This window comes from Allobosea sp. Root483D1, from assembly GCF_001429505.1.
GTDB lineage: Bacteria > Pseudomonadota > Alphaproteobacteria > Rhizobiales > Beijerinckiaceae > Allobosea.
The window spans coordinates 117,978-137,759 of sequence record NZ_LMJW01000016.1; the positions used below are offsets into that span (position 1 = coordinate 117,978).

Annotated in this window: 22 protein-coding genes; 16 read left to right on the forward strand and 6 right to left on the reverse strand. The window is 68.0% G+C overall.

The genetic code is table 11. From position 1 onward, the window contains the following. Nucleotide 1: 1 nt before the first annotated feature. From scpA to ASE66_RS13395, 4 genes are all read right to left on the reverse strand, one after another. A complete protein-coding gene (gene scpA, locus ASE66_RS13380) occupies nucleotides 2–2,167 on the reverse strand; it encodes a methylmalonyl-CoA mutase (protein WP_057190125.1) in 2,166 nt (721 codons plus the stop codon). Next, a complete protein-coding gene (gene thiD / locus ASE66_RS13385; RefSeq protein ID WP_057190126.1) occupies nucleotides 2,164–2,985 on the reverse strand; it encodes a bifunctional hydroxymethylpyrimidine kinase/phosphomethylpyrimidine kinase in 822 nt (273 codons plus the stop codon). Before thiD ends, scpA begins: the two co-directional genes overlap by 4 nt. 2 nt (nucleotides 2,986–2,987) lie before the next feature. Next, entirely contained in the window at nucleotides 2,988–4,910 is a 1,923-nt protein-coding gene (locus tag ASE66_RS13390; RefSeq protein WP_244494906.1) for a methylmalonyl-CoA mutase subunit beta, read from the reverse strand. Nucleotides 4,911–5,159: 249 nt separating this feature from the next. Further along, nucleotides 5,160–5,546 (reverse strand): hypothetical protein, encoded by a 387-nt coding sequence (locus ASE66_RS13395; protein WP_057190127.1) that lies wholly within the window; start codon nucleotides 5,544–5,546, stop codon nucleotides 5,160–5,162. A 150-nt stretch (nucleotides 5,547–5,696) separates the two neighbouring features. Here ASE66_RS13395 and ASE66_RS13400 point away from each other — a divergent pair, with 150 nt between their 5' ends. The 11 genes from ASE66_RS13400 (at nucleotide 5,697) to ASE66_RS13440 (ending at nucleotide 15,860) form a co-directional block, all read left to right on the forward strand. Further along, complete coding sequence (locus ASE66_RS13400; RefSeq protein WP_057190128.1) at nucleotides 5,697–7,238, forward strand: helicase HerA-like domain-containing protein; 1,542 nt, start codon at nucleotides 5,697–5,699, stop codon at nucleotides 7,236–7,238. A 144-nt stretch (nucleotides 7,239–7,382) separates the two neighbouring features. Then, entirely contained in the window at nucleotides 7,383–8,540 is a 1,158-nt protein-coding gene (locus tag ASE66_RS13405) for an endonuclease/exonuclease/phosphatase family protein (RefSeq protein WP_057190129.1), read from the forward strand. A 113-nt stretch (nucleotides 8,541–8,653) separates the two neighbouring features. Then, nucleotides 8,654–10,036 carry a M20/M25/M40 family metallo-hydrolase gene (locus ASE66_RS13410; RefSeq protein ID WP_057190130.1) on the forward strand — a complete coding sequence of 461 codons (1,383 nt, stop codon included), beginning with the start codon at nucleotides 8,654–8,656 and terminating at the stop codon, nucleotides 10,034–10,036. Then, nucleotides 10,033–10,614, forward strand: a complete 582-nt coding sequence (locus ASE66_RS13415) for a TIGR00730 family Rossman fold protein (protein WP_057190131.1) — start codon at nucleotides 10,033–10,035, stop codon at nucleotides 10,612–10,614. Before ASE66_RS13410 ends, ASE66_RS13415 begins: the two co-directional genes overlap by 4 nt. Before the next feature lie 151 nt (nucleotides 10,615–10,765). After that, entirely contained in the window at nucleotides 10,766–11,173 is a 408-nt protein-coding gene (locus ASE66_RS32090; RefSeq protein ID WP_156412143.1) for a hypothetical protein, read from the forward strand. Continuing rightward, nucleotides 11,124–12,410 (forward strand): DNA-packaging protein, encoded by a 1,287-nt coding sequence (locus ASE66_RS13420; RefSeq protein WP_244494907.1) that lies wholly within the window; start codon nucleotides 11,124–11,126, stop codon nucleotides 12,408–12,410. Before ASE66_RS32090 ends, ASE66_RS13420 begins: the two co-directional genes overlap by 50 nt. 114 nt (nucleotides 12,411–12,524) lie before the next feature. Beyond that, on the forward strand, nucleotides 12,525–13,697 hold the full coding sequence (locus ASE66_RS13425) for a phage portal protein (protein ID WP_057190132.1): 1,173 nt from the start codon (nucleotides 12,525–12,527) through the stop codon (nucleotides 13,695–13,697). Beyond that, nucleotides 13,694–13,894 (forward strand): hypothetical protein, encoded by a 201-nt coding sequence (locus ASE66_RS13430; RefSeq protein ID WP_057190133.1) that lies wholly within the window; start codon nucleotides 13,694–13,696, stop codon nucleotides 13,892–13,894. The genes ASE66_RS13425 and ASE66_RS13430 overlap by 4 nt, the downstream gene beginning before the upstream one ends. Continuing rightward, on the forward strand, nucleotides 13,891–14,061 hold the full coding sequence (locus tag ASE66_RS32095) for a hypothetical protein (RefSeq protein WP_156412144.1): 171 nt from the start codon (nucleotides 13,891–13,893) through the stop codon (nucleotides 14,059–14,061). Before ASE66_RS13430 ends, ASE66_RS32095 begins: the two co-directional genes overlap by 4 nt. After that, the gene (locus tag ASE66_RS13435; protein WP_156412145.1) at nucleotides 14,058–14,582 is read left to right on the forward strand and encodes an HK97 family phage prohead protease; all 525 of its coding nucleotides are present in this window, start codon (nucleotides 14,058–14,060) and stop codon (nucleotides 14,580–14,582) included. The genes ASE66_RS32095 and ASE66_RS13435 overlap by 4 nt, the downstream gene beginning before the upstream one ends. 36 nt (nucleotides 14,583–14,618) lie before the next feature. Next, nucleotides 14,619–15,860 (forward strand): phage major capsid protein, encoded by a 1,242-nt coding sequence (locus tag ASE66_RS13440; RefSeq protein ID WP_057190134.1) that lies wholly within the window; start codon nucleotides 14,619–14,621, stop codon nucleotides 15,858–15,860. Nucleotides 15,861–15,878: 18 nt separating this feature from the next. On the opposite strand, the gene ASE66_RS13445 is transcribed toward ASE66_RS13440, so the two are convergent. Continuing rightward, the gene (locus ASE66_RS13445; RefSeq protein WP_082613451.1) at nucleotides 15,879–16,733 is read right to left on the reverse strand and encodes a S1 family peptidase; all 855 of its coding nucleotides are present in this window, start codon (nucleotides 16,731–16,733) and stop codon (nucleotides 15,879–15,881) included. A gap of 78 nt (nucleotides 16,734–16,811) precedes the next feature. Then, nucleotides 16,812–17,585 (reverse strand): S1 family peptidase, encoded by a 774-nt coding sequence (locus ASE66_RS13450; protein WP_057190135.1) that lies wholly within the window; start codon nucleotides 17,583–17,585, stop codon nucleotides 16,812–16,814. Between the two features lie 74 nt (nucleotides 17,586–17,659). Between ASE66_RS13450 and ASE66_RS13455 the strand changes: the two genes are divergently transcribed. The 5 genes from ASE66_RS13455 to ASE66_RS13475 are packed head-to-tail and all read left to right on the forward strand — an operon-like array spanning nucleotide 17,660 to nucleotide 19,776. Next, on the forward strand, nucleotides 17,660–18,229 hold the full coding sequence (locus ASE66_RS13455; RefSeq protein WP_057190136.1) for a head-tail connector protein: 570 nt from the start codon (nucleotides 17,660–17,662) through the stop codon (nucleotides 18,227–18,229). Next, nucleotides 18,229–18,573, forward strand: a complete 345-nt coding sequence (locus tag ASE66_RS13460) for a phage head closure protein (protein ID WP_057190137.1) — start codon at nucleotides 18,229–18,231, stop codon at nucleotides 18,571–18,573. Before ASE66_RS13455 ends, ASE66_RS13460 begins: the two co-directional genes overlap by 1 nt. Then, nucleotides 18,570–18,980 carry a DUF3168 domain-containing protein gene (locus ASE66_RS13465; protein ID WP_057190138.1) on the forward strand — a complete coding sequence of 137 codons (411 nt, stop codon included), beginning with the start codon at nucleotides 18,570–18,572 and terminating at the stop codon, nucleotides 18,978–18,980. The genes ASE66_RS13460 and ASE66_RS13465 overlap by 4 nt, the downstream gene beginning before the upstream one ends. A 20-nt stretch (nucleotides 18,981–19,000) precedes the next feature. Continuing rightward, nucleotides 19,001–19,411, forward strand: coding sequence for a phage major tail protein, TP901-1 family (locus ASE66_RS13470; protein WP_057190139.1), 411 nt, complete (start codon nucleotides 19,001–19,003; stop codon nucleotides 19,409–19,411). 11 nt (nucleotides 19,412–19,422) lie between these two features. Further along, the gene (locus ASE66_RS13475; RefSeq protein ID WP_057190140.1) at nucleotides 19,423–19,776 is read left to right on the forward strand and encodes a gene transfer agent family protein; all 354 of its coding nucleotides are present in this window, start codon (nucleotides 19,423–19,425) and stop codon (nucleotides 19,774–19,776) included. The last annotated feature ends 6 nt before the right edge of the window (nucleotides 19,777–19,782 follow it).

Here is a 19,782-nt window from a genome sequence, read left to right on the forward strand (position 1 = left end):
ATCATTCCGCCGCGCTGCGCTGTGCGTAGCCCAGGCGCCGGTTGAGTTCCTCGAGCAGCTTTTCGGCCGCGTCGGCGATGACGGTGCCGGGCGGGAAGATCGCGCTGGCGCCGGCCTCGATCAGGGCGTCGAAATCCTGTGGCGGGATCACGCCGCCGACGACGATCATGATGTCGGGCCGGCCGGCCTTGGCGAGTGCCGCCTTGAGCTCCGGCACCAGCGTCAGATGGCCGGCCGCCAGCGAGGAGACGCCGATGATGTGGACGTCGTTCTCGACACCCTGGCGCGCCGCTTCGTCGGGCGTGGCGAAGAGCGGGCCGATATCGACGTCGAAGCCGAGATCGGCGAAGGCAGAGGCGATCACCTTCTGGCCGCGGTCATGGCCGTCCTGGCCCATCTTGGCGACGAGGATCCGCGGGCGGCGTCCATCCGCCTCCTCGAAGGCCTCGCACATCAGCTGCACGCGCATGACCGCCGGGTTCATCTCGCCGACCTCCCGCTTGTAGACGCCCGAGATCGACTTGATCTCGGCGCGGTGGCGCCCGAACACCGTCTCCATCGCCAGTGAAATCTCGCCGACGGTCGCCTTCGCCCGCGCCGCCCTGACCGCGAGGTCGAGCAGGTTGCCGTCGCCTTGCGCGCCATTGGTGAGGGCAGTCAGCGCTGCCTGCGTCTCGGTCTCGTTGCGCTCGGCCTTGAGGCGTCGCAGTTTGTCGAGCTGCTGGGCGCGGACCGAGGCGTTGTCGACCTTGAGCACGTCGATCGCCGCTTCGTTGTCGGGCTTGAAGATGTTGACGCCGATGATCGATTGCTGGCGGCCGTCGATGCGCGCCTGCGTCTTGGCGGCCGCTTCCTCGATCCGGAGCTTCGGGATGCCGGCCTCGATCGCCTTGGCCATGCCGCCCAGCGCCTCGACTTCCCTGATATGGCCCCAGGCCTTGGCTGCGAGTTCGGCGGTCAACCGCTCGACATAATAGGAGCCGCCCCAGGGATCGATGATCCGGTTGGTGCCGCTCTCCTGCTGCAGCACGATCTGGGTGTTGCGGGCGATGCGGGCCGAAAAGTCGGTCGGCAAGGCCAGCGCCTCGTCGAGCGCGTTGGTGTGCAGCGACTGGGTATGGCCCTGGGTGGCCGCCATCGCCTCGATCATCGTGCGCGGCACGTTGTTGAACACGTCCTGCGCCGTCAGCGACCAGCCCGAGGTCTGGCAATGGGTCCGCAAGGGGAAAGACTTCTCGTTCTGCGCCCCGAAATCCTTGACCAGCTTGGCCCAGATCAGCCGGGCGGCCCTGAGCTTCGCCACCTCCATGAAGAAGTTCATGCCGATGGCCCAGAAGAAGGAGAGCCGCGGCGCGAAGACGTCGACGCCGAGGCCCGCCTGCTGCCCGGCGCGGATGTACTCGACGCCGTCGGCGAGCGTGTAGCCGAGCTCCAGGTCCTGCGTCGCCCCGGCCTCCTGCATGTGGTAGCCGGAAATCGAGATCGAATTGAATTTCGGCATGTTGGCCGAGGTGTAGGCGAAGATGTCGCCGATGATCCGCATCGAGGGCGAGGGCGGGTAGATATAGGTGTTGCGGACCATGAACTCCTTGAGGATGTCGTTCTGGATGGTCCCCGAGAGCTTGGCCGCCGGCACGCCCTGCTCTTCCGCCGCGACAATGTAGAGCGCCAGCACCGGCAGCACGGCGCCGTTCATGGTCATCGACACACTCATTTGGTCGAGCGGGATGCCGGAAAACAGCGTGCGCATGTCGTAGATCGAATCGATCGCGACGCCGGCCATGCCGACATCGCCGCCGACGCGCGGATGGTCGCTGTCATAGCCGCGATGAGTGGCCAGATCGAAGGCGACCGAGAGCCCCTTCTGGCCGGCGGCGAGATTGCGCCGATAGAAGGCGTTCGAATCCTCCGCCGTGGAGAAGCCGGCATATTGCCGGATCGTCCAGGGCTGGTTGACGTACATGGTCGGATAGGGGCCGCGCAGATAGGGCGCGATGCCCGGAAGCGTGTCGACGAAGGGCAGGCCGTCGCGGTCGGCGGCCGTGTAGATCGGCTTGACCGGGATGTCCTCGGGTGTCTGCCAGAGGTCGCCTGCGGCCTGAGGCGCGCTCGCACCGGCCGCAGCGTCGGCGAAGCTGAGCTTTGTGAAATCCGGGATCGCGGTCATGGCTTGCTCCCGTCTGGCCTGTCCCACCAATGGTGGAAATGATGCACCGGTCCGTGGCCGTGGCCAACCTTGACCGCGTCCGACGCTGCGATCGCGGCGGAGATATAGCGCTTGGCCAGCACCACCGCCTCATTGAGGGCGATGCCGTGGGCGAGGCCCGATGCGATCGCCGAGGACAGCGTGCAACCGGTGCCGTGGGTGTTCCGGGTGGCGATGCGCGGCGCGACCAGCCGCTCGCGGCGACCGTCCTTGCCGATCAGGATGTCGACGCTGTCGTCGCCGGTGCCGTGACCGCCCTTGACCAGGACATTGGCCGGTCCGAGCGCTAGCAGGGCTTCCGCCTGCTCGGCTGCGGCGTCCTCAGTTTCCGCCATGGCAGTCCCGAGCAGGGCTGCTGCCTCGGGCAAATTCGGTGTCACGATCGTGCAGAGCGGCAGCAGGCGACGCTTCAGCGCCTCGATCGCATCCTCCTGCAGGAGCCGTCCGCCGGAAGCCGCGATCATCACCGGGTCGAGCACGATGTTCGTCGCGCCGTGGCGCTCGAGCCCATCGGCGACCGTCTCGATCAGCTCGGCGGTGGCGAGCATGCCGATCTTGACCGCATCGACTTGGAGGTCGTCGAAGACGGCATCGAGCTGCGCGGCGACGAAAGCGGCCGGAACCGGATGGATCGCGGTTACGGCGGTGGTGTTCTGTGCGGTCAGCGCGACGATGACGCTGGCGCCATAGACCTGATGCGCGGCGAAGGTCTTGAGGTCGGCCTGGATGCCGGCGCCGCCACTGGAATCGGAGCCGGCGATGGTGAGGGCGATCGGCATGCTTATCCCTTATTCGTGCTGATCGGGGATATGGCGACGGCGAGCGCTTCCTGCAGCACGGCGACGGCGTCGCAGCCGGCGAAGACGAAGTTCGTCACACCGGCCTCACGCAGCGCCGCCTCCTGCTCGCCCGGGCGGCCGGCGAGCCAGACCGTTGCGCCTGCCGCGGTTAGTGCTTTTGCAGCGGGAACCGCCTCGGTCGCGTAAGCCTCATCGGAGCCGCAGAGGCAGGCGAGCTTTGCGCCCGAAGCGCGGAAGGCTGCGACGAGCCCGTCGAGATCGGTCGCGCCCGCCTTGGCGAAGCCGTCGCCTGAGGGAGCGGCGATGCCGCCGGCCTCGAACAGGTTGCGGGCAAAACCCGAGCGGGCAGTGAAGCCGGCGATCGGTCCCAGCGTGGCGAGGAAGGCCTTCGGCCGCTCACCGGCGGCTTCGGCGATATCGGCGCTGGCGCGCAACGCCTCGAACGGCTCGGCCAAGCGGATGCTCGGGAGGGCCTCGACCGTGATCGCGCTGTTTCCGGCAGACTCGGCTAAGGCAGCGGATGGCAGCGCCAGCACCGAGACCGACGCCTCCGAGAGATTCGGAAACTCGCTCGTGCCGGTGATCGGCTCGCGCCGGGTTGCGATCGCTTTCGCTCGGGCGTCGCGCTCCCGCGAAAGCCCCTTCTGGATGTGTCCGTTGGCGAGTGCGCCGACGATACCGGTCAGGTCTCCGGAGCTTTCCACCTCCAGATCCTGGAACTTGCGCCAGCCCTGCTCGCACAGCGCCTGCGTCAGCGCCTCGAAGCCGCCGGCTCCGGCGGCCGGATCGGCGACGCGCCAGAGATTGGCCTCTTCGAGAAGAATCAGTTGGGTGTTGCGGGCGATGCGGCGGGCGAAGCCATCGGGCAGGCCGAGCGCTGCGGTGAAGGGCTGCACGCCGATCGAATCCGCGCCGCCGACGCCAGCCGAAAAGGCGGCGATCGTACCGCGCAGCAGGTTCACCCAGGGATCGCGCCGGGTCAGCGAGCGCCAGGCGGTCTCGGCATGGATGAAGACGGGCTCGGGCTCGAGCCCGCAGGCGCGCTGCACCCGGTTCCAGAGCAAGCGGGCGGCCCGCAGCTTAGCGACGGTGACGAATTCGTCGGCATCCGCGACGAGGGTGAAGGAGATCGCGTCGCGGGCCTCGGCGAGCGGGAACCCTTCAGCTTCCAGCAGGCGCAGATAGGTTACAGCCGTCGCCAGCACGGCGCCGAGTTCCTGCGCTTCGGTCGCGCCGGCCTCATGCCAGATCCGGCCGTCGGCGGCGAGGAATGGGCCGGTAAAGCCGCGGGACTTCAGTGTGGCGATCGTCTCGGCAATGCGCTTGCCGAGCTCGGGCAATTGCACTGCCAGCGCCCCCGAACTCGCGAGCACACCGATCGGCTCCATGCCGAAATCGATCTGGAGCGAGGACGGCGCATGGCCGCGCTTTTCGGCCAGGTCGGCCAGCAGGAGCGCCTGCTTGCGGCCACCGGGAGCCGGGTCGAGGCGCAACCTGACGAGATCGAGCATGACGCCGCCGAGGACCTCGTCGAGCGCCTCGACCGTCGTAGCCTGAAGTCCGAAGCCGTGCGCCGCAGGAGCGCCGGCGAAAGCCAGGCCGAGGGAATCGGCACCGCCTTCCAGATCGGAGAGGGCGAGTTTCGCCGCTTCAGCCGCATCTGGGTGATCGACGCGCGCCGCGACGCGCCAGCGTCCAGCCTTCGCGCGCAGGGGGCGTGCACCTTCCTCGCGTGCGGCCTCGTAGAGCGGTTCGATGCGGATGCCGTCCGTCGTCCGCCCGACCAGCTTCTTCTCGAAATCGGCGCCCTTCAGAACCTTGTCGACCGCCGCGCGCCATTGCGCCTCACCCGGCGTGGGGAAGGCGTCCATGAAGGCCAGGTTGGCCGGGGCGGTCGAGGTCATCAGCAACGAACTCCTTGCGCGCGTTTCCGTTCGGCCGGTCTTCTTCGGGCGAGTGAGTGCACGCCAGCTGGCGGCCCATTGTGCAGCCGCGAAGTCCTGATTGCCATGGCTGGCGCCGAACGCAAATGCCCAGTTGGTCGGAAAGCCGTGCCGAAATGCCTATCCCCGCCAAGGAAACCCCTATGCCCGCAAACGAAAAACGCCGCCCGAGAGGGGCGGCGTTGCGGCATCTGCGCAGGATGTTCCGGCTCAGACGAACTGGCCGAGACCCGGGATCGCGCCGACGATCGCGCCCATCGTGTCCTCGCCCGCCTTCTCGCGGCCGACCGCGAACATCTCCTTCGAGACGGTCTGAATCTGGCCCATCGACAGGCCGGCGCTCATCAGCTGGCCGCCGAGAGCCATCACGCCGCCGCCGCCGCCCATCAGGCCACCGATCGCGCCCATCAACCCGCCCTTGGCGCCGCCTTCGGCTTCGGCGAGTTCCTGAGCGCCCGGCAATGCTCCCATCAACTGGCCGATCTCGGCCGCAGGGCCTTCCTTCTGCAGGAAGGCGAGGATGATGCCGATCGCCTTCTTCGCCAGCGACTCGTCGAGGCCGGAAGCAGCCATGATGCGGGAGATCAGTTCGTCCATCGTGCGGTCCTCTTAAGTCGAGCCTGCAATGCTCCGGCAGATAGTTTATACATAAACCATCTCGGATGGAAGCGATCTTCATGCTTCCGCCCAACTTCTCGTTTCGCTACACCGTTTCCACGACCTTATGGCAACGGAACAGGCGCGACCATGGCGGATGACGGCACGATCCTGATCGGCAAAAGCGAGAAGCCGGAGGTGCTGCTGCTCAAGCTCGCCAACCGCCATGGCCTGGTCACCGGCGCGACCGGCACCGGCAAGACGGTGACCCTGCAGGTGCTGGCGGAAGGTTTTGCCAAGCACGGCGTGCCGGTCTTCGCCGCCGACATCAAGGGCGACCTCTCCGGCATCGCCGCGCCCGGCAATTCCAAGCCGCCCTTCGTCAAACGTGCCGAGGAGCTCGGCCTCAAATACGAGCCGGATCAGTTCACCACCGTGTTCTGGGACGTGTTCGGCGAGCAGGGCCATCCGGTTCGCGCCACGATCTCGGAGATGGGGCCGCTGCTGCTGGCGCGCCTCCTCGACCTCAACGACACTCAGGAAGGCGTGCTCAACATCGCTTTCCGTATCGCCGACGAGCAGAAGCTGCTGCTGCTCGACCTCAAGGACCTGCGCGCGATCCTCGCCTTCATCGCCGAGAATGCGCAGGAGCTGACGACCAAATACGGCAACGTCACCTCCGCCTCGGTCGGCACCATCCAGCGTGCGCTGCTCGTGCTGGAGAACCAGAAGGGCGACCTGTTCTTCGGCGAGCCGGCGCTCGACATCAACGACCTGATGAAGACCGACCGCGAGGGCCGCGGCATCGTCAACATCATGGCCGCCGACAAGCTGATGGCCAATCCGCGGCTCTACGCCACCTTCCTGCTCTGGCTGCTTTCCGAGCTGTTCGAGCAGCTGCCGGAGGTCGGCGACCTCGACAAGCCCAAGCTCGTCTTCTTCTTTGACGAGGCGCATCTGCTCTTCAATGGCGCGCCGAAGGCGCTACTGACCGCGGTGGAGCAGGTCGTGCGCCTGATCCGTTCGAAGGGCGTCGGCGTCTATTTCGTCACGCAGAACCCGCTCGACATTCCCGACACCGTGCTGGCCCAGCTCGGCAACCGCGTCCAGCACGCGCTACGCGCCTTTACCCCGCGTGACCAGAAGGCGGTCAGGGCCGCCGCCGAGACCTTCCGCCAGAATCCGAAGATCAACACCGAGCAGGCGATCACCCAGCTCGCCGTCGGTGAGGCCCTCGTCTCGACGCTGGAAGGCAAGGGCTCGCCGACCATGGTCGAGCGCTGCCTGATCGCCCCGCCGATGGCGCAGGTCGGGCCGGTCACGCCGCAGGAGCGGACGCAGTGCATGCGCGACTCCGGCTTCACCGGTAAATACGACACGATGGTCGACCGCGAGTCGGCCTATGAGGCGCTGATGCAGCGCAAGGGAATGAAGCCCGACGGCTCGCCAGTGGAGGCCTCGACCGAAGGTAGCGGGGGCATCCTCGACACGATTGGCGGCTGGCTCGGCGGGGGGGCTCCCCAGCAGCGCCCGAAGACCGGACCGGGTTCGCGCGGCGGAGCACTGCCGCAGAGCATGACCGAGAAGATCATCACCTCGGCGGCGCGCTCGGCCGCAACCTCGATCGGCCGGCAGGTCGGCAACGCCATCCTGCGCGGCGTCCTCGGCTCGCTCACGGGCGGGCGGCGGTAGCCGGCAGACAACCGGCAGCCTGCCCCACGGTCATAGACAGCTCTCCAAGCTTGTGCGAGGCTCGCTGCAATCGAAGGTTGCGGCGCGGTCCGTCAGCATTCGCTGCTTCGGGCCTGCCGCGCTTCGTCGAAGCTGGGGGCGGCGATGTCGAACAATTATGCCGGCCTGCGAGCGCTGACGAAGCTCGATCCGATCGCGGCCAAGCGTTGTGCCGAGAGGTTGATCGCCATCAGGGCGAGCCTCGAACCCGTCCGAGCGAACAAGAACGACGGAACCCTACTGCTCGCGACCTGGAACATCCGCGACTTCGACTCGAACAAGTTCGGCTTCGGGCCGCGCCTGCCCGAGAGCTTCTATTATCTCGCGGAGATGATCTCGGCTTTCGATCTCGTGGCGCTTCAGGAGATCAACCGCGACCTGACGGCGCTGGAAAAGATCATGCGCATCCTCGGCCGCGAATGGGATTACATCGCGACCGACACGAGCGGCAACGACGAGCGCATGGTGTTCGTCTACAACACCGAGAAGGTCTGGTTCCGCAAGATTGCGGGCGAGATCGTCCTGCCCGAGGGGCAGCTCGTCGTCGCGCACAAGAAGGTGAAATCCGCCGACAAGCTCGACGAGGGGGCGGCCGCCGCTAAACTCGCCGCGGCGACCAAGGCCGAGTTCACCGAGGTCAAGCAGCAGTTCGCCCGCACGCCCTTCCTCGTCGCTTTCCAGTCGGGCTGGTTCCGCTTCAGTCTGTGCACCGTCCACATCTACTACGGCGAGGCGAGCGGCATGGCGCTGAAGCAGCGCGTCGACGAAATCCGCAAGCTCGTCGGCTTTTTTGCCGAGCGGCAGGACAAGGCCAGCAAGCAGGAGAAGGACCGCGCCGGCAATGTCGAGAATTACATCCTGCTCGGTGACTTCAACGTCGTCAGCCCCAAGCACGAGACGATGGAGGCGCTGAAGGACAAGGGCTTCGCCATTCCGCCCGAGATCGACGGCGATACGGTCCGCAAGAAGGGCGACCACTACTACGACCAGATGGCCGTCCGGGTGAAGGACAAGCGCTTCAAGGTCTTCAAGGGCGGCATGGTCGACATGTATGCCGACGTTTTCCGCGAAACCCCAGAGGACCTCGCCATCTACAAGGCGGCGATGCCGGCCGAGGATCCCGAGAAGAAGGCGAAGGCCAAGACGCCCGAGGCGCTCTACAGGAAATGGCGGACCTGGCAGATGTCGGATCACCATCCGCTCTGGATCGCGATCAAGACCGATTTCGCCGACGACTATCTGACCGAGATCGCCAAGGCCTGAGGGTGTCCGGCTCCTGTCGCTGGCGCTGGACCGGTGTGCATGCCGGCCCGGCTGACGTAGGCTGTGCGAACGGTCATGATGGCGCCACCGGAATCAGCCTCCAGTGAGCGCCCATGTCCCAGCTTCCCGCCATCCTCTCCCGCCTCGACGCCGATCTCGACGCGTCGCTGGCCCGTCTCTCGTCCTGGCTCGAGATTCCGTCGATCGGGACCGATCCGGCCTTCGATACGCAGACACGCCAGGCGGCGGAATGGCTCCGTGCCGATCTCGAAGGGCTCGGCTTCAAGGCTGAGTTGCGCGAGACCGGCGGCCATCCGGTCGTGCTGGCGCATCGGCCTAAAGCCGGCGCGCCGCACGCGCTGTTCTACGGCCATTACGACGTCCAGCCGGTCGACCCACTCGAATTGTGGGACAACGACCCGTTCAAGCCGGCCGTCAAGGAGATCGAGCCGGGGCGCAAGGTGATCCTCGCCCGCGGCGCCTGCGACGACAAAGGCCAGGTGATGACCTTCATCGAGGCCATGCGCGCGACGCTCGCCGAGACCGGCGACCTGCCGATCGGCCTCACCATCCTGGTCGAGGGCGAGGAGGAATCCGGTTCGGTCAACCTGCCGGGCTTCATCAAGGCCAATGCGTCCGAGCTGAAGGCCGATTTTGCGCTGGTCTGCGACACCGGCATGTGGGACCGCGTCACGCCGCTGATCACCTCGACCTTGCGCGGCATGGTCTATCAGGAGGTCAGGCTGACTGCCGCCGACCGCGACCTGCATTCGGGCATGTTCGGCGGCGCGGCCGCGAACCCGATCCATGTGCTGACCAAGATCGTCGCGGAGATCCATGACCAGACCGGCCGGATCACCATCCCCGGCTTCTATGACGGCGTGCACGAACCGACCAATGCGCAAAAGGCGGAATGGGCCGATCTCAACCTGACCGAGAAGGAATTCCTCGGCCAGGTCGGGCTGAAGCATTCCATCGGCGAGCGCGGCCGCATGCTGATCGAACAGATCCAGTCGCGCCCGACCTGCGACGTCAACGGCATCTGGGGCGGCTATACCGGCGAGGGCTCGAAGACCGTCATCCCCGCCAAGGCCTCGGCCAAGGTCTCCTTCCGCCTCGTCGGCGACCAGGACCCGGTGAAGATCGCCGCCGCTTTCCACCAGTTCGTGCGTGAGCGGCTGCCGGAGGATGTGACGGCCGAGTTCATTGGCCATTCCGGCTCGCCGGCGCTGGCCGTGCCGGTCGATTCCCCAGTCCTGCACAAGGCGCGCAAGGCTCTGGCCGAAGAATGGGGCGGCCGCGTCGTCAGCATCGGCAGCGGCGGCTCGATCCCGGTCGGCGGCGACTTCAAGCGCACGCTCGGGCTTGACACGCTCTTCGTCGGCTTCGGCCTCGACGACGACCGCATCCATTCGCCGAACGAGAAGTACGATCTGTCCTCCTTCCACAAGGGCCAGCGCTCCTGGGCCCGCATCTTGCAAGCACTCGCCTCATGAAATCAGTCTGTGTCTTCTGCGGTTCGAGCCCGGGCCATGATCCCGTCCATGCCGAGGGCGCCCGCGCCATGGGCGCGGCCATCGCCAAACGCGGCCTGACACTGGTCTATGGCGGTGGCGCCGTCGGCCTGATGGGCATCGTCGCCAATGCCGCGCTCGAAGCCGGCGGCGAGGTCCATGGTGTGATCCCGCGCGCGCTGCGCGAGAAGGAGGTCGGCCATAATGGGCTGACCCGGCTCGAAGTGGTCGAGACCATGCACATCCGCAAGGCGCGCATGGCCGAGCTCTCGGACGGCTTCATCGCCATGTCCGGTGGTATCGGCACCTTCGAGGAGATCTTCGAGATCTGGACCTGGGGCCAGCTCGGCATCCACGGCAAGCCGCTCGGCTTCCTCAACATCGATGGTTTCTACGACCCGCTCGCCGCCTTCCTCGACAACACCACCAAGGCCGGCTTCATGTGGCAGGCCCATCGCGACATGGCGATGATGGAGACCGACCCGGCGGCGCTGCTTAGCCAGATGGAAGCCTACCAGCCGCAGACCCAGATCAAATGGGTGGAGAAGTCGGAGGTGTGAGGCCTCTGTTGGATAGGAATTTTATCCTTGACATCGTGACGCTGATCGGGTAGAGATCAGGAACGCTCACGAACTGTGCCTGAGACGAACGAAGCCGCCGCGCTGCCCAGCCGGCGGCTTTTGCGTGTCCGGCCCGAGCCGAGGTTTTCCGATGACCGACGAGAGTGGTGAAAGCGCCCTGGCCCTGCCGGCGGCGAAGCGCAGACCTGCGCCGCGCGGCCGCAAGGCCGTGATCAGTAAGCTCTGGAAGGCGGCGCAGACGCAGCTCGAAGCGCATGAGGCGCATCTTGCCGAGCTGCCGGCCGGCGCCGCTGCGAGCGAGGTCGATGCCAAGACGCTGGCGACGCTGGCTCGCACCGTGCGCGAACTGGTCGCGCTGGATTCTACCGCAATGGGGGAGGGAGGAAAGTCCGAGGATGACCCCAGTCCCGCCGAAGGATTGCGCCGAGTCGATGAATTGCGACGAGAGCTGGCACGACGCATGGAACGCCTTATCGCCGATCACGCAGGTGAAACTGTTCCTCAAGCTGCTGCCGGGCTTGCCCCCCGAACTGGTTAGGCACGTCGAGCAGGAATGGACATTCTGGGGCCGGCTCGACCAGAAATCCCGTCGGCTACCACTCTGGTGGACCTGGCTTGTCCTTGGTGGCCGTGGCGCCGGCAAGACACGGACCGGCGCCGAATGGGTCAAGGGCATGGCGTTGGGGTTGGCCCCGATCGCCAGCGAACCCATCGGCCGCATCGCCCTTGTCGGCGAGACGCAGGCGCAGGTCCGCGACGTGATGATCGAGGGCGTCTCCGGTCTGCTGGCGATCCATCATCGCTGGGAGAAGCCGATCTGGTCGCCGTCGCGGCGCCGGCTCGAATGGGGCAATGGCGCCATCGCGCAGGTTTTCACCGCTGAGGACCCGGAAGGGCTGCGCGGGCCGCAGTTCGGCGCCGCCTGGTCCGACGAACTGGCGAAATGGCCGAACCTTCAGGAGACCTGGGACATGCTGCAACTCGGCCTCAGACTCGGCGACCGGCCGCGCCAAGTGGTGACGACGACGCCGCGTCCGCTGCCGCTGATCAAGCGGCTGCTCGACGATCCGCGTGTCGCCGTCAGCCGGGCGGCGACCAGCGCCAACCGTTTCAACCTGGCGCCGAGCTTTCTCGACAGCGTGAGCCAAGCCTATGGCGGCACGCGGCTCGGTCGGCAGGAGCTCGAGGGCGAGATCGTCGAGGAGAGCGCCGATGCGCTCTGGAGCCGGGCGCTGATCGAAGAGTGCCGGGAGCGGGACGCGCCGCCGCTGGCGCGGATCGTGGTGGCGATCGATCCGCCGGCCTCCTCGTCGAAGCGGGCGGATTCCTGCGGGCTCGTCTCGGCCGGAATCGATCGCGACGGCATCGGTCATGTGCTGGCGGATGCGACGCTTGCCGGCGCCAAGCCGCATGAATGGGCGCAAGCCGCCGTCGCGCTCTATCGCCGGCTTGAGGCTGATGCACTGGTCGTCGAGGTCAACCAGGGCGGCGAGATGGCGACGAGCGTCATCCGCGAGGTCGATCCCGGCGTGCCGGTGACGCCGGTCCGGGCTTCGCGCGGCAAATTCCTGCGGGCCGAGCCAGTGGCGGCGCTCTATGCGCAGGGCCGTGTGCGCCACGCCGGCGCGTTTCCGGCGCTGGAGGATGAGATGTGCGATTTCGGCCCGACCGGCCTGAGCTCCGGCCGCTCACCCGACCGGCTCGACGCATTGGTCTGGGCGCTGACGCATCTGATGCTCGGGCCGAAGGGACGGCCGCGGGTGAGGGGACTCTGATCTGGCCGTCATTCCCGGGCGGAGCGTAGCGCAGACCCGGGAATCTCGGGACCATCCTGCATGAGATGCTCGGCTCAAGGCCGAGCATGACGTGCGCTTCACAGCGAGACATCCATGTTCAATTTCCTTCGCAACCTGCGCGGCCACGCCGCGCCGGAACAGAAGCGATCGCGGGTCGGTCCGCTGATTGCCTTGCACGAGGCCGGCCGCCCGGTCTGGACGCCGCGCGACTATGGCGCCCTGTCGCGCGAGGGCTATCAGCGCAATCCGGTGGTGCATCGCTGCGTCCGGCTGATCGCCGAGGCGGCGGCGCAGACACAGCTGATCGCCAAGGTCGGCGAGCGTGAGGTGCCGGAGCATCCGGCGCTGGCGCTGATAGATCGGCCCAATCCACGCCAGGGCGGCATCGCCTTTCGCGAAATGCTCTACGGCCATCTGCTCGTCGCCGGGAACGCCTATGTCGAGGCGGTGAGCATTGGTCGCGAGCCACGCGAACTCTATGCGCTTCGGCCCGACCGGATGCGGGTGGTGCCCGGCCGCGACGGCTGGCCTGAAGGCTATGACTATACGGTCGGCGCCCAGACGATCCGCTTCCGCCAGGACGAAGATGCGCTGCCGCCGATCCTGCACCTGTCGCTGTTTCATCCGATCGACGACCATTACGGCCTCTCGCCGATCGAGGCGGCCGCCTGCTCGCTCGACGTCCACAATGCCGCCGGCGCCTGGCACAAGGCGCTGCTCGACAACGCGGCGCGGCCCTCCGGTGCACTGGTCTATGACGGACCGGAAGGCGGCACGCTGACCGAGGCGCAGTTCGAGCGGTTGAAGCAGGAGCTGGAAGACGGTTTCCAGGGCGCGCGCAATGCCGGCCGCCCCTTATTGCTCGAAGGCGGGCTCGACTGGAAACCGCTGTCCTTGTCGCCGGCTGAGCTCGATTTCGTCGCCGCCAAGGGTGTCGCCGCGCGCGAGATCGCGCTCGCCTTCGGTGTGCCACCGCTGCTGCTCGGCCTGCCCGGCGACAACACCCATGCCAATTTCGCCGAGGCCAACCGCGCCTTCTGGCGTCAGACGTTGATCCCGCTGGTCAGGCGCACGGCGCAGTCGCTGGCGCAGTGGCTCGGCCCCGCCTTTGGCGATGCGCTCACCCTCGAGCCCGATCTCGATGCGATCGAGGCGCTGGCGGACGAGCGGGAATCGCTCTGGCGGCGGGTCTCCGCAGCTGGGTTCCTCAACGAAGACGAGAAACGCGAGGCGGTCGGCTATGGCCGCCGGGAGGTGTCGTCATGAGCCCGTTCGATGAAGCTGCCGCGGGCATCGTTGCACGCGGAGATCTCGGCCATCTCGCGCTGCTGCTCTGGGCCTTCTGTGCCTCGGGGCTCGGTCTCTTTGCCTTGCGCGAGCTGATCGCCGCCAACCGGCGCTTCGACGAGTTCGTGCGCGAATTCGCCCGCTTCAACGCCCGCTACGACGGAGGGGATTCATGAGCAAGACCGGTGGCAAATCGCCGCCCAGGCCGGCTCCGGCAGCTGTGAGATCGGGTGTGGCCGCGCCGCGTCCTGGCCGCCAGCCGCGCGACGTCTTCGGCCGCTTCTTCGAGACGCTCGGGCAGCTCGACGCCAATGGCCGCGGCGGGCGGGGAGGGGCGCGATGAGCGCCGCGATGCCCCGTTATCCGGCATTGGCGCGCGAGGCCAAGTTCCTGGCACAGCCATTGGCCAGGATCGAGTTGGATGGCGCCTTCGAGGGCTATGCCAGCCTGTTCCGCATCGCCGATCTCGGCAAGGACGTGGTCGAGCCCGGTGCCTTCCGCGACAGCCTCGCCCGCCGCGGCGCCGGCGGCATCAGGATGCTCTGGCAGCATGATCCGACCGAGCCGATCGGCCGCTGGCTCGAGCTGCGAGAGGATTCGCGCGGCCTTTATGTCCGCGGCCGGCTCTCGCTCGCCGTGGCGCGGGCCCGCGAGTTGCACGCGCTGATGCGCGACGGCGCGGTCGACGGGCTTTCGATCGGCTTCCGCTCGCAGCGCGCCCGCACCGAGCCGCGCACCGGCCTGCGCCGGCTGGAGAAGGTCGATCTCTGGGAGATCTCGCTCGTCACCTTCCCGATGCTGCCGCAGGCCCGGGTCAGCGCTGTCAAGGCGCTGCGGCCGCCCAGCCGGGCCGCCTTCGCCTGAAAATCCACCTGAAGCCGCAGAACCACAGGAGTATTCATGACTGCGCTGAACCAGGCTCCCGAGACCAAGGCGACCGGCGAGGCCGCCGCCATATATGACGATCTGCGCTACACGCTTGAGGCCTATCGCTCCACCAATGACGAGCGCCTGGCCGAACTCGAGACCCGCATGGGTGGCGACGTCCTGACCGGCGAGAAACTCGCCCGCCTCGACGACGCGCTCGACGAGACCCGCCGCCGGCTCGACCGGCTGAGCCTCGACAGTCGTCGTCCGGTGCTGGGCGCCACGGAGGATCGCGATCCCGCGGTGGCCGAGCACAAGGCCGCTTTCGCGTCCTATGTCCGTCATGGCGAGGCCACCGGCCTGAAGCGGCTCGAAGCCAAGGCGCTGTCGACCGGCTCTGGCCCGGATGGCGGCTATCTCGCGCCCTCGACCGTCGAGGGCGAGATCCTGCGCCGCCTCGCCGCCGTCTCGCCGATCCGTTCGATCGCGACGGTGCGCACGATCTCGTCGGGCACCTACAAGAAGGCGTTCTCGACCACCGGGCCGGCCTCAGGCTGGGTGACGGAGACGGCGGCTCGTCCCCAGACCGGCACGCCGACGCTGGCCGAGCTCTCCTTCCCGGCGATGGAGCTCTATGCCATGCCGGCGGCAACGCAGACGCTGCTCGATGACGCCATCGTCGACATCGACCAGTGGATCGCCGAGGAGGTCGAGAGCGCCTTCGCCGAGCAGGAGGGCGCGGCCTTCGTCACTGGCGACGGCGCCGACAAGCCCAAGGGCTTCCTGGCTTATCCGACCGTCGCCGATGCAAGCTGGAGCTGGGGCAATCTCGGCACGCTGAAGACCGGCGTTGCCGGCGCCTTCGCCGCCTCGAATCCGTCCGACATCCTGGTCGACCTCGTCTATGCGCTGAAGGCCGGCTACCGGCAGAACGCCAGCTTCGTGATGAACCGCAAGACGCAGGCCGTGGTGCGCAAGTTCAAGGACACGACCGGCCAGTACCTCTGGCAGCCGCCGGCCGCGGCGGGCGCGCAGGCGACCCTGCTCGGCTTCCCGGTCGTCGAGGCCGAGGACATGCCCAATATCGCGACCGACTCGGTCTCGATCGCCTTCGGCGACTTCCGGCGCGGCTATCTCGTCGTCGACCGGGCGGGCGTGCGCATCCTGCGCGATCCCTATTCCGCCAAGCCGCATGTGCTGTTCTACACGACCAAGCGAGTCGGCGGTGGCGTCCAGGACTTCGCCGCGATCAAGGGGCTGAAGTTCTCGGCCTGAGCCTTCGCTTCGGCTGCGTCAGCGCCCGAACCACCAGCTGTAGCTTGCGTTCGGACGGGCATTTTCGCCCGCCTGGCGCGGCTCGTCGCCGTAGTTGAGCAGACGCTCGCTCGCCTCGGCGATCCAGGCGCGGTGGTCGCTGATCGGGGTGATCGCGGTGAAGCCGCCGCAGATCAGCTTGACGCGCGAGCTCAAGGGGCCGCTCGACCAGGAGACGATGCCGACGAGATCGCGCGATCCGACCGGGCCGCGCAGCACCGGTCCGCCGGAATCGCCACGGCAGGCGCCGGCGCCGAGAACCTCGCCGCGGTTCTCGGTATCGACCGCCACCTTGACCGTGTTGGCGGTGGTGTAGTTGCCGGCGTTGACCAACGTCACCTCGCGCAGTGTGCGCGCGGTCTTCTTGTTGTTCTCGGAGGCGAGGCCGAAGCCGGCCATGGTGACGGTCTCGCCCTGCCACAGCCCGCTGCCGAGCGTCAGCGGCTGGATATCGGCAGGAAGCGGCGAGGCGAGGCGCAGCAGCGCCAGATCGGCGCCCGGCTGGGTGCGCGGCGTCGTGCCGGGCACGAAAGTCGGGTGCGGCAGCACGGCGGCGACGGCGTGCGTGCGGTTGCGGAAGCGCTTGTCGAGGCTGATCACGCGCACCGCACCGCCGGTCATCAGGCAATGCGCCGCCGTGAGCACGAGCTCGGAGGAGATCGCAGCGCCGGAGCAGAGCTCGCCGCGACTGGTCTCGACCCGCAAGGTCGAGGCGCGTACGCCATCGACCGCGCGCGACTGCACGCCGCCGATCACGGCCTGTGCCGGCGCAGTCATCTGCAGGCCGGCGCAAAATGCTATCGCGACGGTCGCGGCGCGCTTCGAAGAGGTCATGGTCGAGATCATCGCTGCCATTGCGTCAGTGTATGGTTTGCTGCGGCGCAGTCCAGTGCTGTTCGCAGCTGCAGGCCTTCAGGGCGCGCCGGTCCAGTCGGCGCTCTCGCCCCAGCCAGACAAGGTGCGATCGATCCAGCCGCGCTGGGGTGCGACGAGCACGCCCTGGCTGAGCAGGCCGCATTGCTTGCCGGACGGGCCGGTCGACCAGCTGGAGACGGCGACGACGCCGTCCGAGCCTACGACGATAGGCCCGCCGGAATCGCCCTGGCAGGCGCCGGCGCCTGGTCGCTTGCCGCCGGTCGCCGGATCGGCCGCCCAGAGTAGGACCTTGCCGGGTCCGTAAGGCTCGACCGTGGCAAGCGAGGCCGAACGATAGGTGCCGGTCGTCTTCGCCTCGCCCTCGCGCGCGACGCCGTAGCCTGAGAGCGTGACCGGTGATCCGGCTCGCGGCAGGCCGCCATCTACCAGCGTCGCGGTCGAGAACTGCGCCGGCAGCGGCGCTGCGAGCCGGACCAGCGCGAGGTCGATCGAGCGCTGCCGATTGGTGACGGACTTGGCGTTGAATTCGGGGTGCAGCGCGATCGCCGCCGGCTCGACCAGGACCGGCTCGCCTCTCTCGCGCCAGTGGATGCGCAGGTCGACGCGGGAATCGGCGCAGTGAGCGGCCGTCAGGATGACGCGGCGCGACAGCACGATACCGGTGCAGACGCCGCCGCGCGCGTTGAGGACCATCACGGTCGCGCCGGCGACGGGGCCGCCCTCACGCCCGCCGACCACGGCCGAGGCGGGCCAGGGCGCGGCAAATGCCGCCGCCAGGGCCGTCAGTGCAATCGCCGTTCTGCCACGCATCGAACCGCCTCCGCTGTCGGGCCGAGCTCGATAGCGCATTGGTGGCGCCATTCAAACCCGAAAGAGGAGAGAGCATGACGCCGCTCGCCCTGACGCCGCCGGCCATCGAGCCGGTCTCGCTGGTGGAAGCCAAGGATTTCCTGCGGATCGTCACCGACGACGAGGACGAATTGCTGGGCACCTTGATCACGGCGGCCAGGCTGATGATCGAGGCTGGCGCCGGCCGCCTGCTGATCCAGCAGGGCTGGCGAATCGTTCTCGACGCCTGGCCGCAAGGTGGCGAGATTCGCTTGCCGCTCTCGCCGGTGCGCAGTCTCACGGCCGCGCGTGTCCATCCCGCCTCCGGGGCTGCCGAACCGGTCGTGTCGTCGGCACTGGCGCTGGTGGCAGGCTCCGATCCGCCGCTGATCGCGATCGCAGGTCCGGTCCCGGCGCCCGGCCGCGCCCGCGCCGCGATCGAGATCGATCTCGTCGCCGGCTTCGGCGCGACGCGCGAAATAGTGCCCGCGCCGCTGCGGCAGGCCGTGCTCAGGCTGGCCTGCCGCTGGTTCGAGCATCGCGGCGACGTGGTCAGCCGCGATGCGGCGCGGCTGCCCGCCGAGATCGCCGCGCTCGTCGCCCCGTTTCGCCGCGTGAGGCTGTGATGATCAGGGAGACCACCAAGGGCCGCCCGGTCGGCGCGCTGCGCCGCCGCCTGCTGCTGGAGGCGTCCGTCGAGACACCGGACGGGGCCGGCGGCCAGTTGCGCGGCTTCGAGACCGTTGCTGCCGTCTGGGCCCAGGTCGAATGGCTCTCGGGCAATGAGCGCTGGCGCGGTGAGCGGCCCGAGCAGGCGGCGAGCCACCGCATCACCTTGCGCTGGCGTGCCGGCGTCGATTCCGGCCAGCGCCTGCGTGACGGCGAGCAGGTCTTCGACATCCGCGCGGTCGGCGATCTCGATGGCGGCCGCCGGCGCCTCGTCTGCCTGGTCGAGGAGGTGAGCCGATGAGCGACGCCATCCTGCCGCTGCGGCGGGCCATCCATGCGCATCTTGCCGCCGATGCCGGGTTGACGGCGCTGATCGGAGCCGGGCGCCTGCATGACGAGCCGCCGCGCGCCCTGGCCGGGCTCTACGTCGTCCATGGCGAGGTCACGGCCGAGGATTGGTCGACCGGCAGCGATCGCGGCTGCGAGCAGAAGCTCTCCCTCGTCGTCTGGGCGGGGGACAGCGCCTCCTCGCGAAAGGCGCTCGAGGCGGCTGCGCACATCGTCGCGAGCCTCGAAGGCGCCGCGCTTGCACCGGAGGGCCACCGGCTGGTCAACCTCGGTTGGCTGTCTTCGAAGCTGGCCCGCGATCCCAAGACCCATCTGCCGACCGTGACGCTGACCTTCCGGGCCGTCACCGAGGCGCTCTGACAGCACGAAAGGACCCGCCCATGCCTGCCCAGAAAGGCAAGGACCTGCTGCTCAAGGTCGCCGATGCCGGCGGCAGCTTCGTCTCCGTGGCGGGCCTGCGCGCCCGCCAGATCGCCTTCAACGCCGAGACGGTCGACGTCACCCATGCCGAGTCGGCCGGGCGCTGGCGCGAACTGCTGGCCGGCGCCGGCATGCGCCGCGCCAGCATCAGCGGCGCCGGCATCTTCAAGGACGAGGCCTCGGACGCGCTGGTCCGTCAGATCTTCTTCGACGGCGTGATCCGCGACTGGCAGGTGATCGTGCCCGATTTCGGCACGATCACCGGGCCGTTCCAGCTCTCGACACTCGAATACCGTGGCGATCATGCCGCCGAGGTTACTTTCGAGCTGTCGCTGGAATCGGCCGGCCAGCTCAGCTTCACCCTGGCTTGAGGAGCGCCCTCATGGTCAATCGCTACAGGGGCGAGGTCGCCCTGATGGTTGAGGGGCGGGCGCTGCCGATGCGGCTCACCCTCGGCGCGCTCGCCGAGCTCGAGGACGCCTTTTCGGTCGAGAACCTGCCGGCGCTGGGCGAGCGCTTCATCGCCGGGCGGCTCTCGGCCCGCGACATCGCCAGGATCCTGTCGGCTGGCTTACGCGGTGCCGGCGGCACGCTGGCCACCGACGAGGTCGCGGCACTCTCCTTCGATGGCGGGCTCAACGGCGCCATCGCCGCCGCGATCGCCCTGCTCGACGCCACCTTCGCTCCGGCGGGGCAGGGGGGTGAAGACCGCCCTCCGACGCCGCCGGCAGCTTAGGCGCGC

Bases quoted from the DNA above. Each gene is read 5' to 3' on its own strand.
- thiD (WP_057190126.1), bottom strand. From the start codon at position 2,985: ATGCCGATCGCCCTCACCATCGCCGGCTCCGATTCCAGTGGCGGCGCC.
- ASE66_RS32090 (WP_156412143.1), top strand. From the start codon at position 10,766: ATGACCGACGAGAGTGGTGAAAGCGCCCTGGCCCTGCCGGCGGCGAAG.
- ASE66_RS13435 (WP_156412145.1), top strand. From the start codon at position 14,058: ATGAGCGCCGCGATGCCCCGTTATCCGGCATTGGCGCGCGAGGCCAAG.
- ASE66_RS13430 (WP_057190133.1), top strand. From the start codon at position 13,694: ATGAGCCCGTTCGATGAAGCTGCCGCGGGCATCGTTGCACGCGGAGAT.
- ASE66_RS13400 (WP_057190128.1), top strand. From the start codon at position 5,697: ATGGCGGATGACGGCACGATCCTGATCGGCAAAAGCGAGAAGCCGGAG.
- ASE66_RS13455 (WP_057190136.1), top strand. From the start codon at position 17,660: ATGACGCCGCTCGCCCTGACGCCGCCGGCCATCGAGCCGGTCTCGCTG.
- ASE66_RS13405 (WP_057190129.1), top strand. From the start codon at position 7,383: ATGTCGAACAATTATGCCGGCCTGCGAGCGCTGACGAAGCTCGATCCG.
- ASE66_RS13410 (WP_057190130.1), top strand. From the start codon at position 8,654: ATGTCCCAGCTTCCCGCCATCCTCTCCCGCCTCGACGCCGATCTCGAC.
- ASE66_RS13475 (WP_057190140.1), top strand. From the start codon at position 19,423: ATGGTCAATCGCTACAGGGGCGAGGTCGCCCTGATGGTTGAGGGGCGG.
- ASE66_RS13470 (WP_057190139.1), top strand. From the start codon at position 19,001: ATGCCTGCCCAGAAAGGCAAGGACCTGCTGCTCAAGGTCGCCGATGCC.
- ASE66_RS13395 (WP_057190127.1), bottom strand. From the start codon at position 5,546: ATGGACGAACTGATCTCCCGCATCATGGCTGCTTCCGGCCTCGACGAG.
- scpA (WP_057190125.1), bottom strand. From the start codon at position 2,167: ATGACCGCGATCCCGGATTTCACAAAGCTCAGCTTCGCCGACGCTGCG.
- ASE66_RS13440 (WP_057190134.1), top strand. From the start codon at position 14,619: ATGACTGCGCTGAACCAGGCTCCCGAGACCAAGGCGACCGGCGAGGCC.
- ASE66_RS13425 (WP_057190132.1), top strand. From the start codon at position 12,525: ATGTTCAATTTCCTTCGCAACCTGCGCGGCCACGCCGCGCCGGAACAG.
- ASE66_RS13390 (WP_244494906.1), bottom strand. From the start codon at position 4,910: ATGACCTCGACCGCCCCGGCCAACCTGGCCTTCATGGACGCCTTCCCC.
- ASE66_RS13445 (WP_082613451.1), bottom strand. From the start codon at position 16,733: ATGACCTCTTCGAAGCGCGCCGCGACCGTCGCGATAGCATTTTGCGCC.
- ASE66_RS13450 (WP_057190135.1), bottom strand. From the start codon at position 17,585: ATGCGTGGCAGAACGGCGATTGCACTGACGGCCCTGGCGGCGGCATTT.
- ASE66_RS13460 (WP_057190137.1), top strand. From the start codon at position 18,229: ATGATCAGGGAGACCACCAAGGGCCGCCCGGTCGGCGCGCTGCGCCGC.
- ASE66_RS13415 (WP_057190131.1), top strand. From the start codon at position 10,033: ATGAAATCAGTCTGTGTCTTCTGCGGTTCGAGCCCGGGCCATGATCCC.
- ASE66_RS13465 (WP_057190138.1), top strand. From the start codon at position 18,570: ATGAGCGACGCCATCCTGCCGCTGCGGCGGGCCATCCATGCGCATCTT.
- ASE66_RS32095 (WP_156412144.1), top strand. From the start codon at position 13,891: ATGAGCAAGACCGGTGGCAAATCGCCGCCCAGGCCGGCTCCGGCAGCT.